11 protein-coding genes are annotated in these 14682 nt (G+C 58.0%); 7 read left to right on the plus strand and 4 right to left on the minus strand.

The genetic code is table 11. The features are described 5' to 3' along the window. Positions 1-39: 39 nt before the first annotated feature. The gene (locus tag IMQ56_RS04570; RefSeq protein ID WP_017693791.1) at positions 40-1440 is read left to right on the plus strand and encodes an MFS transporter; all 1401 of its coding nucleotides are present in this window, start codon (positions 40-42) and stop codon (positions 1438-1440) included. 10 nt (positions 1441-1450) lie between these two features. Next, positions 1451-3400, plus strand: a complete 1950-nt coding sequence (locus tag IMQ56_RS04575; protein ID WP_196063926.1) for a glycoside hydrolase family 127 protein — start codon at positions 1451-1453, stop codon at positions 3398-3400. 137 nt (positions 3401-3537) lie between these two features. Here the strand turns inward: IMQ56_RS04575 and aldB are convergent, their stop codons facing one another. Further along, a complete protein-coding gene (gene aldB / locus IMQ56_RS04580; protein ID WP_006808612.1) occupies positions 3538-5076 on the minus strand; it encodes an aldehyde dehydrogenase AldB in 1539 nt (512 codons plus the stop codon). A 166-nt stretch (positions 5077-5242) separates the two neighbouring features. Here aldB and IMQ56_RS04585 point away from each other — a divergent pair, with 166 nt between their 5' ends. Further along, the gene (locus IMQ56_RS04585) at positions 5243-6127 is read left to right on the plus strand and encodes an ROK family protein (protein WP_015572761.1); all 885 of its coding nucleotides are present in this window, start codon (positions 5243-5245) and stop codon (positions 6125-6127) included. Positions 6128-6130: 3 nt separating this feature from the next. Here IMQ56_RS04585 and selB read toward each other — a convergent pair whose 3' ends face one another. From selB to IMQ56_RS04600, 3 genes are all read right to left on the minus strand, one after another. Further along, a complete protein-coding gene (gene selB / locus IMQ56_RS04590) occupies positions 6131-7969 on the minus strand; it encodes a selenocysteine-specific translation elongation factor (protein WP_196063927.1) in 1839 nt (612 codons plus the stop codon). Further along, complete coding sequence (gene selA / locus IMQ56_RS04595; RefSeq protein ID WP_134690995.1) at positions 7966-9351, minus strand: L-seryl-tRNA(Sec) selenium transferase; 1386 nt, start codon at positions 9349-9351, stop codon at positions 7966-7968. The genes selB and selA overlap by 4 nt, the downstream gene beginning before the upstream one ends. A gap of 103 nt (positions 9352-9454) precedes the next feature. Further along, entirely contained in the window at positions 9455-10063 is a 609-nt protein-coding gene (locus tag IMQ56_RS04600) for a glutathione S-transferase (RefSeq protein ID WP_015572763.1), read from the minus strand. Between the two features lie 436 nt (positions 10064-10499). Between IMQ56_RS04600 and IMQ56_RS04605 the strand changes: the two genes are divergently transcribed. From IMQ56_RS04605 to IMQ56_RS04620, 4 genes are all read left to right on the plus strand, one after another. Continuing rightward, positions 10500-12407 (plus strand): PTS mannitol transporter subunit IICBA, encoded by a 1908-nt coding sequence (locus IMQ56_RS04605; RefSeq protein WP_015572764.1) that lies wholly within the window; start codon positions 10500-10502, stop codon positions 12405-12407. Positions 12408-12508: 101 nt separating this feature from the next. Next, a complete protein-coding gene (mtlD, locus tag IMQ56_RS04610; protein WP_045907570.1) occupies positions 12509-13657 on the plus strand; it encodes a mannitol-1-phosphate 5-dehydrogenase in 1149 nt (382 codons plus the stop codon). Beyond that, entirely contained in the window at positions 13654-14244 is a 591-nt protein-coding gene (mtlR, locus tag IMQ56_RS04615; RefSeq protein ID WP_032651946.1) for a mannitol operon repressor MtlR, read from the plus strand. Before mtlD ends, mtlR begins: the two co-directional genes overlap by 4 nt. A 58-nt stretch (positions 14245-14302) precedes the next feature. After that, on the plus strand, positions 14303-14665 hold the full coding sequence (locus IMQ56_RS04620; RefSeq protein ID WP_015572767.1) for a YibL family ribosome-associated protein: 363 nt from the start codon (positions 14303-14305) through the stop codon (positions 14663-14665). Positions 14666-14682 lie beyond the last annotated feature (17 nt).

The raw sequence follows: 14682 nt of genomic DNA on the forward strand, positions 1-14682 counted from the left end.
CAAATACGATAAAAAAATCGTTTATCGAGGAGTTACCCCATGACTTCCACACCGATTACAGACGCAGAAGTTGCAAAACAGGCAGCCGATGACCGGCTTTCAGTCCGCGAGAAAATTGGCTACGGCCTGGGCGACGCGGGCGGCACGGTAATTACCTGCCTGATCATGAACTTTCTGACCTTTTTCTATACCGATGTATTTGGCCTGACGCCTGCGCTGGTGGGCACGCTGTTTATTGCCCTTCGGGTATTTGACGCGATTTCCGATCCGGTGATGGGCGTGATTGCCGACCGCACGCAGAGCCGCTGGGGGCGTTTTCGTCCCTGGCAGCTGTGGGTCGCGCTTCCCATCGGGATCGTCGGCGTGCTGACCTTCACCGTCCCGGACGCCAGCATGGGCGTGAAAATCGCCTGGGCGTTCGGCACCTATCTGTTGCTTTCAGTGGGCTATACCGCCATCAACGTGCCATATTGCGCGCTGATCAACACCATGACCACCCGCCACAACGAGGTTATATCCTGCCAGTCCTGGCGCTTCGTACTGTGCGGCGTGGCGGGCTTTCTGGTCTCCGTTGGCCTGCCGTGGCTGGTGTCAGAGCTGGGACAGGGCAATACCGCCCGGGGTTATCAGCTGGGCGTCGGCGTGCTGTGCACCATCGCCGTGGTGATGTTCCTGTGCTGCTTCTTCTGGGTGCGCGAGCGCGTCCCGCTTGCGCTGATGGGTAAATTCACCCTGCGCGAGCACCTGGCGGGCCTGCGGAAAAACGATCAGCTGCTGCTGATGCTGGTGATGTCGTTTCTGCTGATCAACGTCTTCAACATTCGCGGCGGCGGATACATGTACTTCATCACCTACGTGCTTCAGGGCAGCACGGCATACACCTCGCTGTTTTTCACCATGGTGACCTTTGCCGCCATTCTGGGCGCGGTGATCGTCAGTCCGCTGTCGCGCCGAATTGATACCGTCAAACTCTACTACTACACCAACCTGATACTCGCTGCGCTTGCGGTGGGAATGTGGTTCCTGCCGGGTGGCCCGGCGCACCAGACGCTCTGGCTGATCGTGATTTTAAGTAACGGCGTGATCCTGGGCTTCACCCTGCCGCTGCACTTCTCGCTAATGGCCTTTGCCGATGACTACGGCGAATGGAAAACCGGCGTGCGCTCATCGGGGATGAACTTCGCCTTCAACCTGTTTTTCATCAAGCTCGCGTGGGCATCCAGCGCCGGGATCATCAGCCTGGTGTTTATTGCCGTGGCCTATCAGCCAGGCGCGGGTAACCAGACGCCCGCCTCATTGCAGGGCATCACCGCCATGGAGACGCTGCTCCCTGCCCTTTTCCACCTGCTGCTGGCGGTCGCTATCCGCTGGTGCAGGCTTAACAATCCCGTGATGTCGCGCATTGCCACCGATTTGCGCCAGCGTCATGTACAGTCCTGAGGAGAACGATATGACCATAATGGAAGCCGACCTGCATCAGCTGAAAATCAACGACCCGTTTCTTGGTCAGTACCAACGGCTGGTCCGCGATGTGGTGATCCCCTACCAGTGGGATGCGCTTAACGATCGCGTGGCGGAGGCCGAACCCAGCCACGCCATCGCCAACTTCCGCATTGCGGCCGGTCTGGAACAGGGGGAGTTCTACGGGATGGTCTTTCAGGACAGCGACGTGGCGAAATGGCTCGAAGCCGTGGCGTGGTCGCTGTGCCAGAAGCCGGATGCTGAACTGGAAAAAACCGCCGACGAGGTGATCGAGCTGGTCGCAGCGGCGCAGTGCGAAGATGGCTATCTCAATACCTATTTCACGGTGAAAGCACCGGCCGAGCGCTGGACCAATCTGGCCGAATGCCACGAACTGTACTGCGCCGGACATATGATTGAAGCGGGCGTGGCGTATTTCCAGGGAACCGGAAAGCGCCGCCTGCTGGACGTGGTGTGCAGGCTGGCGGATCATATCGACAGCGTGTTTGGCCCGGGCGAAAACCAGCTGCACGGCTATCCGGGCCACCCGGAAATCGAGCTGGCGTTGATGCGGCTGTACGACGTCACGCAGGAGCAACGCTATCTCAATCTGGTGAAATACTTTATTGAGGAACGCGGCGCGCAGCCTCACTTCTACGATATCGAATACGAGAAGCGCGGCAGAACGTCATACTGGAACACCTATGGCCCGGCGTGGATGGTCAAGGACAAAGCCTACAGTCAGGCGCATCAGCCGCTTGCCGAACAACAAACGGCCATCGGCCACGCCGTGCGTTTTGTCTATCTGATGGCAGGCATGGCGCATCTGGCGCGCCTGAGCAACGACGAGGGGAAACGTCAGGATTGCCTGCGGCTGTGGAACAACATGGCACAACGCCAGCTGTACATCACCGGCGGGATTGGCTCGCAAAGCAGCGGCGAGGCGTTCAGCAGCGATTACGATCTGCCCAACGATACGGTCTACGCCGAAAGCTGCGCCTCCATCGGCCTGATGATGTATGCCCGCCGGATGCTGGAGATGGAGGCGGACAGCCACTACGCCGACGTGATGGAGCGCGCGCTGTACAACACGGTGCTGGGCGGCATGGCGCTGGACGGTAAGCATTTCTTTTATGTGAATCCGCTGGAAGTGCACCCCAAAACCCTGGCCTTTAACCATATTTATGACCACGTCAAACCGGTGCGCCAGCGCTGGTTCGGCTGTGCCTGTTGCCCGCCGAATATTGCGCGCGTGCTGACCTCGCTGGGGCACTACATTTATACCGTTCACCCGGACGCGCTGTTGATCAACCTGTACGTGGGGAACGACGTGGTCATTCCGGTTGGGGATAACACCCTCCAGCTGCGGATTAGCGGAAACTATCCGTGGCATGAGCAGGTGAAAATCGAGATTACCTCACCAGTTCCGGTGACTCACACGCTGGCCCTGAGGCTGCCGGACTGGTGTGCGGAACCGGCTGTTTCGCTCAATGGTCAGGCCATTACAGGCGAGGTCTCCCGTGGATACTTATACCTCAACCGCAACTGGCAGGAAGGCGACACGCTGACGCTGACGTTACCGATGCCGGTCCACCGCGTGTACGGCAACCCGCAGGTGCGCCAGCAGGCGGGGAAAGTCGCATTGCAGCGTGGACCGCTGGTTTACTGCCTGGAAGAAGCCGATAACGGCGCAAATCTGCATAACCTTTCTTTGCCCCAGGACAGCGCGTTTCGGGTATTTGAAGGCAAAGGCATTTTCGCGCACAAGATGTTGATACAGGCGGAAGGGATCGGGTGTCAGGCGAAGGACACTGATGCCCTGTGGCAGTACGACCACTCGCCGGTAGAACGTCAGCCCCGGACGCTGACCTTTATTCCGTGGTTCAGCTGGGCAAACCGGGGAGAAGGGGAAATGCGGATATGGGTGGATGAAAGCTGAATAACTGCGGCCTGTTGCCCTCACCCCAGCCCTCTCCCACGGGAGAGGGAGTAAAAAGTAGGCCGGGTAAGGCGAAGCCGCCACCCGGCTTTAACCCGGCTCAGGTCACCCCACCCGGAACGGCCTGAGCCCGGAGATTAAAACAGCCCCAGCGGTTTATCGGAGTAGCTGACTAACAGACATTTCGTTTGCTGGTAATGCTCCAGCATCATCTTATGGGTTTCACGCCCGATGCCCGACTGCTTGTAGCCGCCAAACGCCGCATGAGCCGGATAGGCGTGATAGCAGTTTGTCCATACGCGTCCGGCCTGAATGCCGCGGCCCATTTTATAGGCCAGATTACCGTTACGACTCCAGACGCCCGCCCCCAGGCCATACTGCGTGTCGTTGGCGAGCTCCAGCGCCTCGTCCATGGTTTTAAACGTGGTGACGGCCAGCACCGGTCCAAAAATTTCCTCCTGGAAAACGCGCATGTTGTTCTTACCGAACAGGATGGTCGGCTCAAGGTAGTAACCCTCCTGCAAATCGCCGCCCAGCACCTTACGACGACCGCCGGTCAACACATCGGCCCCCTCTTTTTTACCGATATCAATATAGTTGAGGATGGTTTCCAGCTGGCCATGCGATACCTGCGCTCCCATCTGGGTGACGTTATCCAGCGGATTACCGCTGCGAATCGACTCCACGCGCCGGATCGCCCGCTCCATAAAGCGCTCATAAATGGATTCCTGCACCAGCGCGCGGCTCGGACAGGTGCAGACTTCACCCTGGTTGAACGCGAACAGCGCAAACCCTTCCAGCGCTTTGTCGAAGAAGGCGTCCTCTTCATCCATCACGTCGGCAAAGAAGATGTTCGGCGATTTCCCGCCCAGCTCCAGGGTGACCGGAATGATGTTCTGGGTCGCGTACTGCATGATCTGCTGACCCACTTCCGTTGAGCCGGTAAACGCCACTTTGGCAATACGCTTTGAAGTAGCCAGATATTCGCCGATCTCTCCCCCGGCCCCGTTGACCACGTTAATGACCCCCGGCGGCAACAGGTCGCCAATCACCTCCATCAGCAGCAGTACCGAAAGCGGCGTTAAGCGTGCAGGTTTCAGCACCACGCAGTTACCCGCCGCCAGCGCGGGCGCCATTTTCCAGCTCGCCATCAGCAGCGGGAAGTTCCACGGAATAATTTGCCCCACCACGCCGAGCGGCTCGTGGAAGTGATACGCCACGGTATCTTTGTCAACTTCACTTATTCCCCCCTCCTGGGCACGAATGCAGGACGCAAAATAGCGGAAATGGTCAATCGCCAGCGGCACGTCCGCCGCCATGGTTTCCCGGATCGGCTTGCCGTTGTCCCACGTTTCCGCGGTCGCCAGCAGCTCCAGATTCTGCTCCATCCGATCGGCGATTTTGAACAAAATGGCCGCTCTGTCCTGAACGGACGTTTGTCCCCACTTATCTTTCGCCTTATGCGCCGCATCCAGCGCTAAATCGATATCCCGCTTGCCCGAACTGGCAATTTCACACAGCGGCTGGCCGGTAACGGGCGTCAGGTTGGAATAGTACTCACCGTCGACGGGCGCCACCCAGTCGCCGCCGATGAAGTTGTCATAGCGGGGCTTCAGCTTAAGAGGAAAACCATACTCGCCTGGCTGGATACGCGATGAGGGAGGATTGTTTGTCATGACCGTCTCCTTGCAGTAGGTGTACAACAAGGGTAGTTCCGGCTGGTGATTTTCTCGCCAGTCGGTAACGGGTTTACGAGCCGTATCACGGATTACCGTACTTTACGTTTCGTTTCTGCCGCCGGAGCCATACTTAATAGCTCAGGGGCTCATGAGGAACAATGCAATGCAGCTATTTATCGGCTTTGACGTGGGCGGAACCCACATCAAACACGGCGTGATCAACGAAAACGGCGAAGAACTGACATCCGATGAATATGATACGCCTGACGATGAAAGCACCTTCAAACAGAAGTGGAAAGCGGTGGTGGATAAGTACCGCCAGGAGCATGAGATCGTCGGCATCGGCGTGAGTTTTCCGGGCCACATCAATCACCATACCGGCGAAGCGGCCAAGGCCGGGGCGCTGGATTACCTTGACGGCGAAAACCTGTGCGAGCTTTTCGCACAGCTGACCGATCTCCCCGTAACAACCGAAAATGACGCCAACTGCGCGGCGCTGGGCGAACGCTGGCAGGGCGCCGGTAAGGACTATGAGCATTTCGTCTGCATCACCATCGGCACCGGCATCGGCGGCGGTATCGTCATGGAGGGCGATCTCTACCGTGGGTCGCACTACCGGGCGGGTGAGTTTGGCGTGCTGCCCGTTGGCAACAACGGCGAGCCGATGCACGAAGTGGCGTCCGCCAGCGGCCTGATGAAAGCCTGCCGCCGCGCGCTGGCCGTGTCGGAAGATGAGATGCCTGACGGTGAGGAGCTGTTTAGACGCATGGACAGTGACGTGCATCTGCGTGAGGCCATAGAAGAGTGGGCGCATTTCCTCTCGCGGGGCATCTACAGCGTGATCTCCATGTTTGATCCGCAGGCGGTGCTGATTGGCGGCGGCATTAGCGAGCAGGAGAAAATCTATCTCCTGCTGGATAAATACCTACAGCGATTCGAGGAGTGGGAAGCGCTCCGGGTGCCCATCCTTCCCTGCGAGCTGGGTAACCAGGCGGGAAGGCTGGGCGCGGTCTGGCTGGCTAAGCAGAAACAGGCGCGCAGCGCTTAACGTTTACGGAAATAACTGCGCGTCGCGTAGCACATGGTCATTGCCACGACGACGCGTAAACCCGATGCGGTTGAAATACTCCAGGATCTGAATCGCCAGTTTGCGTCCCACGTTCAGCCGATCGCGGAAGTCTGCTGCGCAGGTTGATCCGCGCGCCTGATCCAGCTCCCGGATCAGGTTCGCAAACGCCACGATCCGATCGTTGCGGTAATAACGATCTTTCACGATCGCCACAATCATGCCCTGCTGCGCCGCATGGCGCAGTACCTGACGCATCAGCTGCTCATCGGTATTGGTTTCACGCGCCAGATCGCGCACCCACCACGGTTCATCGCCAAACAGCGCTGCCACTTTTTGCCAGACCGCGTCCTGCTCAGCGGTAAAACCAGCCTTGTGTTCCGGCAGGTGTAGCCAACCGTGATGACTTGCAATCACGCCGCTTTCACGCATGTTTTCAATCAGCAACAACACCAGCGCGTCGTCTTCCATGGGCAACGCCATGCGCCGCAGACGTTCACGGCCCGGGCCGGGCTCATCCTGATGCTGTTCATGGTAGGTCGCCAGCGTGCTCAGCACTTTGCGCTGCCAGCGCGCCGCCACCGGCGCGTTCAGCAGGCTGTTCCCGGCCTGAATAAAACCTGGCTCCTGCGTCAGAAGACGCAATCCTTCGCCGCTGAGCTGGCGCGCCCAGGCGAACGCCGCCAGATCCACCGCACCACGCTCAAGGTGGATATCTAACGCAGACTTATCATCGCGGGCCTGGGCCAGTGCGGCCAGCCACTGTAAATACTCGGGCTTACGCTTGCCGCGACGGGGCGGATCCAGCATGACCACGCGCGCGCCCGCCAGCGTTTCCCGCGCCGAAATATCGCGCAGAACCAGGCGGTCGTTATCCGCCAGCCAGAGCGGGGAGTCGAACACCAGTTCGGCGAGATCGTTTTCCAGCAGCGACACGCGTCCGGTGATGTGGCTGGCCGCGTGGTGGATATGCAGCGGCTGCCACTGGGTCAGCGGATTATGGGTCTGGAGAGAAACGATGATCCGTTCAGAAGGCTCCGGCGGCGCGTCGGCCAGCAGCCAGTCGCCGCGGTTAAGCTGGTCTTTTTCGGCATCACCGGCAATATTCAGCGCGATACGCTGCCCGGCGTGGGCCTGTTCCACCGGCTGGTTTTGCGCGTGAAGCCCGCGCACGCGCATCGGTTTGTTCACGCCCGTCAGCCACAGGGTATCGCCCATGTTCACTTCGCCGCTCAGCGCGGTGCCGGTCACCACCAGCCCAGCCCCTTTCACGGTAAATGCTCTGTCGATCGCCAGACGGAAGCGGTGATGGCTGGCATGTTCACGAGACGGGATCTGCTGCAAATGGTCGCGAAGAGCGTCGATACCGCGGCCTTCTGTCGCCACGGTGACAAACAGTGCGGCATCCCTAAAACCGTATTCACTCAGCGCCGCCAGCACCTCTTCACGCACCTCGTCGATACGCGCCTCATCCACACGGTCCGCTTTGGTGAGGGCGACGGTCAACTGCGGGTTTCCCGTCAGCTGGAGGATCGCCAGATGCTCGCGCGTTTGCGCCATCACCCCGTCATCGCACGCGACCACCAGCAGGGCGTGATCGATCCCGCCCACGCCCGCGAGCATATTGGAAAGAAACTTCTCGTGGCCGGGCACGTCGATAAAGCCCAGCACGCGACCGTCGGGCTGCGGCCAGTAGGCGTAACCCAGGTCAATGGTCATGCCGCGCTTTTTCTCTTCCGGCAGGCGATCGGCATTCACGCCCGTAATGGCCTGCAATAACGTGGTTTTGCCGTGGTCAACGTGACCGGCGGTGGCAATAATCATTTCAACATCATCTCCAGAAACCGCACTTCATCTTCCAGACAGCGTAAATCCAGCCACATGCGCCCGTCACCGATCCGGCCAATCACCGGCGTCGGTAATGCGCGCCAGCGCGCCGACAGCGCCTCAAGCTGGCTTCCGCGTCCGTCGCGCGGGGTGAACGTCAGCGCTTCGCTCGGTAACCTGTCCACCGGCAGCGAGCCGCTGCCAATTTGCGACAGGCAAGGCTCGATACGAACGTCAAACTCAGGGTAATGAGGAGCAACCTGCGGCAGTAGCGCTTCCGCCTGCGCGCGAATGGAGGCCGCATCACGGCTCAGCAAACGCAACGTGGGCAGGCGGTCAGCCAGTTTCTCCGGGTGGAGATAGAGCCGCAGCGTGGCTTCCAGCGCGGCCAGCGTCATTTTATCGGCACGCAGGGCGCGCTTAAGCGGGTGCTGCTGTAGCTGCGCAATCAGCTCGCGCCTGCCAACGATAATCCCCGCCTGCGGCCCGCCCAGCAATTTATCACCGGAGAAACTGACCAGGCTGACGCCCGCGGCAACCATTTCCTGCACCAAGGGCTCTTTCGGCAGACCGTACTGGCGCATATCCACCAGCGACCCGCTGCCGAGATCGGCAATCACCGGCACGTTTAGCTCGCGCCCGATGGCGGCCAGTTCGGCCTCTTCCACCGTTTTGGTGAAACCCTCAATGTGGTAATTGCTGGTATGCACTTTCATCAGCAGGGCGGTGTTTTCATTCACCGCCGCGCGATAATCTTTTGCATGGGTACGGTTGGTTGTGCCCACTTCATGCAGCGTGCAGCCCGCCTGGCGCATGACATCCGGAATACGAAACGCCCCGCCGATCTCCACCAGCTCGCCGCGAGAGACGACAACCTCTTTTCCGCTCGCGGTGGCCGCCAGCATTAACAGCACCGCCGCCGCGTTGTTATTCACAATGCAGGCATCTTCCGCGCCGGTGATCTGGCAGAGAAGATCCGCCAGTGCGCGATCGCGATGCCCACGCCCGGCGCCGTCCAGATCGTACTCCAGCGTCACCGGCGAGCGCATGGCTCGGGTGACGGCCTCTGTTGCCTCTTCGGCCTGCTGTGCCCGGCCCAGATTGGTGTGCAGAACCGTGCCTGTCAGGTTAATAACCGGGCGCAACGCGCTTTGCCCGTGCTTGCTCAGCCTGCGTTCAACTTCCTGCTCCCACGCCACGCACCAGCCGGGTAGCGCGTTCTCAGCCTGAATATGGCGACGCGCATCGTCCTGAAGCTGGCGTAGCATGTCGACCGTTGCAGTATGGCCAAACTGCTCCAGCACCGCAGTGATGCGCGGGTCACGAAGCAGTCGATCGGTAGCGGGGATCTGGCTGTAGAGGGAATGATGAGTAGTCATGAATGCGCCTGGCGAGTAAATATCTTCCCCCCTCCCGACGGGAGAGGGAGTTAACATGTGGGGGGATTGTACCGCCTCCCGCCAGGAAGTGTTATAACCCGCATCAAGCCTTTGGCGGTTCAGTCCGGGCAAAACTTTCGCGCTGGAAGAGCGTCTCCGCCAGTTTGACCAGCAGCGGACGATCCACGCACCAGCCCGGCGAGACGCGGCGGAAATTGAGGTAGCCAATGGCGCAGGCGATGGCGATCGTCGCCAGATTCAGGCTATCGCTCTGAATTTTCCCGTCGCGGATCAGCTGTTCGCACATATCCAGGCTGCGGCTGATTTTTTCGCGCTGGCGTAGCAGTTCATTTTCTGACTGCTGGGCCGCGGGCCTTGCCTGCTCGCGTACGGACGTCAATGCCGCATCCATAATGCCATCCGCCAGGGCTTCAATTTGCTTCATCGCCAGCGCTGCTTTTGGATCCGCCGGCAGCATGGCTGGCGCAACGCCAAGCAGCTCGATGTACTCCGCAATGATCGGGGAATCAAACCAGTAGTCGCCCTCGTCCGTTACCAGCGCCGGGACTTTCCCCAGCGGGTTGTACTGCGCAACGCCGTTCTCTGCGTTGTAGGGCTGTTCATTCACGAATTCAAATTCAATTCCTTTCTCCAGCAGGAGAATCGAAATCTTACGCACGAAAGGACTGGTATAACTGCCGATGAGTTTCATTGCTTATCCTTAATGCCCACAAAGAGGTCAGTATGGATCAAGCCGTGGAAAAAGGCAGGTGTGCGTATCGCATTCCTGCCATGAGGGGATACGGGAGAAATCTGCATAAAAATATTTTGTGAATCAAATCACAATCTGGAAACAAACAGCCAACTTAACATTGTGATATAAATCACAAAACACCGTCCATTTTGGCGCAATTTTGAGCGATGTATTTTTTTCACACACTCGTTATGTGATCGCGATCACTTCATTAATGTCCTCACCCCCTACATTCATGTGATTCAGATCACACAAAATTTCGCTGTCTGGACAGTTGAACGATTCAGTGCCAGATTTCACAGCATCAGAACAGGGCCCGGCTACCTCTGCCGCCGCACATTAACGATAAACCTCGGGCCACAAGCCTAAGCGTAAACATAAGAAGGGGTGTTTTATGTCATCCGATTTCAAGATCAAAGTGCAAAGCTTTGGTCGTTTCCTCAGCAACATGGTGATGCCAAATATCGGCGCGTTTATCGCGTGGGGTATTATCACCGCATTATTTATTCCGACAGGGTGGTTGCCTAACGAAACGCTGGCAAAACTTGTTGGCCCAATGATTACCTATCTCCTGCCACTGCTCATCGGTTATACCGGTGGTCGTCTGGTGGGCGGTGACCGTGGTGGCGTCGTGGGTGCCATCACAACCATGGGTGTTATCGTCGGTGCGGATATGCCGATGTTCCTCGGTGCGATGATTGCCGGTCCTCTCGGCGGCTGGGCGATCAAGAAATTCGACGTCTGGGTTGATGGCAAGATCAAATCCGGCTTCGAAATGCTGGTGAACAACTTCTCTGCGGGCATCATCGGGATGATCCTCGCGATTCTGGCGTTCCTCGGCATTGGCCCGGCGGTTGAAGTGCTGTCCAAGCTGCTGGCGGCGGGCGTTAACTTCATGGTGGCGCACGACATGCTGCCACTGGCGTCTATCTTTGTTGAACCAGCGAAAATCCTGTTCCTGAACAACGCCATCAACCACGGTATCTTCTCACCGCTGGGTATTCAGCAGTCACACGATCTCGGCAAGTCCATCTTCTTCCTGATTGAAGCGAACCCGGGTCCGGGTATGGGCGTTCTGCTGGCATACATGTTCTTTGGTCGCGGCAGCGCGAAACAGTCTGCTGGCGGCGCGGCGATCATTCATTTCCTGGGCGGTATTCACGAAATTTACTTCCCGTATGTGCTGATGAACCCACGTCTGATCCTGGCCGTTATCCTTGGCGGTATGACCGGCGTGTTCACCCTGAGCGTACTGGGCGGTGGTCTGGTGTCTCCTGCTTCTCCAGGCTCTATCCTGGCGGTGCTGGCGATGACCCCGAAAGGCGCCTACTTCGCGAACATCGCGGCGATCTGTGCGGCCATGGCGGTCTCCTTCGTGGCCTCCGCTATCCTGCTGAAAACCAGCAAGGTGAAAGAAGACGACGATATCGAAGCGGCAACCCGTCGTATGCATGACATGAAAGCCGAATCCAAAGGCGCAACGCCGCTGGCGGCGGGTGATGTCTCTAACGACCTGAGCCACGTGCGTAAAATCATCGTGGCCTGTGATGCCGGTATGGGCTCCAGCGCAATGGGTGCGGGCGTACTGCGGAAGAAAGTGCAGGATGCGGGTCTGACCAACATCTCCGTCACCAACAGCGCGATTAACAGCCTGCCGCCGGACGTTGACCTGGTGATCACGCACCGCGATCTGACCGAACGCGCTATGCGTCAGGTACCGCAGGCGCAGCACATTTCCTTGACCAACTTCCTCGACAGCGGCCTGTACGCCAGCCTGACCGAACGCCTGGTGGCGGCGCAGCGCCATGAAGATAACGAAGTGAAAGTGCGTACCAGCCTGCAAGACAGCTTCGACGAGAGCAACGCGCATCTGTTCAAACTGGGCGCTGAAAACATCTTCCTTGGCCGCACGGCGACCAATAAAGAAGAGGCCATTCGCTTCGCCGGTGAGCAGCTGGTGAAAGGCGGCTACGTTCAGCCTGAGTACGTTGAGGCGATGCTGGAACGCGAAAAGCTGACCCCAACCTACCTGGGTGAATCCATCGCGGTTCCACACGGTACGGTGGAAGCCAAAGACCGCGTGCTGAAAACCGGCGTGGTGTTCTGTCAGTATCCTGATGGCGTGCGCTTCGGTGAAGAAGAGGACGACATCGCCCGTCTGGTGATTGGTATCGCCGCTCGCAACAACGAGCATATCCAGGTGATTACCAGCCTGACCAACGCGCTGGATGACGAAACGGTTATTGAGCGTCTGGCCAACACCACCAGCGTTGAAGAAGTTCTGGCCCTGCTGAACAAGTAACAGCGCCTCTTCCCTCTCCCCCCGGGGAGAGGGCTAGGGTGAGGGGAAAACGTTCCTCACCCCAGCCCTCTCGGGTAAAAACATTGATGAAGGTTAACACTATGAAAGCATTACATTTTGGCGCAGGTAATATCGGTCGTGGCTTTATCGGTAAACTGCTGGCAGACGCGGGCATTACCCTGACATTCGCCGATGTGAATCAGGTGGTTCTGGATGCCCTGAATGCCCGTCATAGCTATCAGGTTCACGTGGTGGGTGAAAACGAACAGGTTGAAACGGTCTCTGGCGTCAACGCGGTAAGCAGCATTGGCGACGACGTGATTGACCTCATCGCGAGCGTTGATCTGGTCACCACAGCCGTCGGTCCGGTGGTGCTTGAGCGTATCGCCCCGGCGGTTGCGAAAGGCCTGGCGAAACGTAAAGCACAGGGTGTTGAAACGCCGCTGAACATCATCGCCTGTGAAAACATGGTGCGCGGCACCACGCAGCTGAAAGGCCACGTTATGGCAGCCGTGGCTGACGAAGATAAAGCCTGGGTTGAAGCGCACGTGGGTTTTGTGGATTCCGCCGTTGACCGCATCGTTCCGCCGTCAGCATCCGCCACCAACGACCCGCTGGAAGTGACCGTGGAAACCTTCAGCGAGTGGATCGTTGATAAAACCCAGTTTAAGGGCGCGCTGCCGACCATTCCGGGAATGGAATTAACCGATAACCTGATGGCATTTGTCGAACGTAAACTCTTCACGCTGAACACCGGGCATGCTATAACCGCGTACCTCGGAAAATTGGCCGGTCATCAGACGATTCGTGACGCGATCCTCGATGAGAACATCCGTGCGGTGGTCAAAGGGGCAATGGAAGAGAGCGGCGCGGTGCTGATCAAACGCTACGGTTTTGATGCTGATAAACACGCGGCATACATCCAGAAAATCCTCGGTCGTTTTGAAAACCCGTATCTGAAAGATGACGTTGAGCGCGTGGGTCGTCAGCCGCTGCGTAAACTGAGCGCGGGCGACCGCCTGATTAAACCGCTGCTGGGCACGCTGGAATACGGCCTGCCGCACGCTAACCTGGTGAAGGGCATCGCTGCCGCTATGCACTACCGCAGCGAGCAGGACCCGCAGGCGATTGAGCTGGCTCAGCTGATTGATGACAAAGGCGCGCAGGCTGCGCTGGCGCAGATCTCCGGTCTGGATGCCAACAGTGACGTAGTTGCGGAGGCGGTCAGCGCATACAACGCAACCAAATGATGCAGAGTCCGGCGCAGGTTAGCCTGCGCCCGAATAACAGATTGTCAGATATGCAGGCAATAATGGAACAAACCCAGGCCTTTGAAAATCGTGTGCTTGAGCGTCTGAATGCTGGCAAAACCGTACGGAGTTTCCTGATTGCCGCCGTCGAGCTGTTAACCGAGGCGGTGAACATTCTGGTGCTTCAGGTGTTTCGCAAAGACGACTACGCGGTAAAGTATGCTGTAGAACCGTTACTGGACGGAGACGGACCGCTGGGCGATTTATCGGTACGGCTGAAGCTGATTTACGGTCTTGGCGTGCTGAACCGCCAGGAGTATGAAGACGCCGAGCTGTTAATGGCGCTGCGCGAAGAGCTCAATCATGACGGTAATGAGTACACCTTTACCGATGATGAGATACTGGGGCCCTTCGGCGAACTGCACTGCGTATCCGCGCTCCCTCCCGCACCTCAGTTTGATAACAGCGACCCTGATCTGTACGCGATGCAAAAGCTGCGTTATCAACAGGTTGTGCGCTCCACCATGGTGCTTTCCCTGACTGAGCTGATTTCTAAAATCAGCTTAAAAAAAGCGTTTCAGAAGTAAGCCCGCACACATTGGTGTATCCTTCCCTGTAAATTCCCCGTTTTCAGAGTTATTTGTCATGAAAGAAGTCGAAAAGAACGAAATTAAACGCCTGAGCGACCGTCTGGATCTGATCCGCCATCAGATGGCTGGCCTCTCCCTGGTCGATTCCGCCGAGAAATATGCCGAGCTGGAAAAAGAGTCCGTGAAGCTGGAGGCGGAAATTGAACGCCTGCGCGAAGTGAAAGGCCAGAAGCTGAGTAAAGAAGCGCAGAAGCTGATGAACATGCCGCATCGCCGCGCGATCACCAAAAAAGAGCAGGCCGACATGGGCAAGCTGAAGAAAAGCGTCCGTGGCCTGGTAGTGGTGCACCCGATGACTGAGCTTGGTCGCGAAATGGGCCTGAAAGAGATGACGGGTTTTTGTAAGACCGCGTTCTGATCGTCCTCCCCTGCCGC

It is taken from the genome of Enterobacter sp. Res13-Sevr-PEC09-46 (assembly GCF_015672585.1).
Classification (GTDB): Bacteria; Pseudomonadota; Gammaproteobacteria; order Enterobacterales; family Enterobacteriaceae; genus Enterobacter; species Enterobacter hormaechei_C.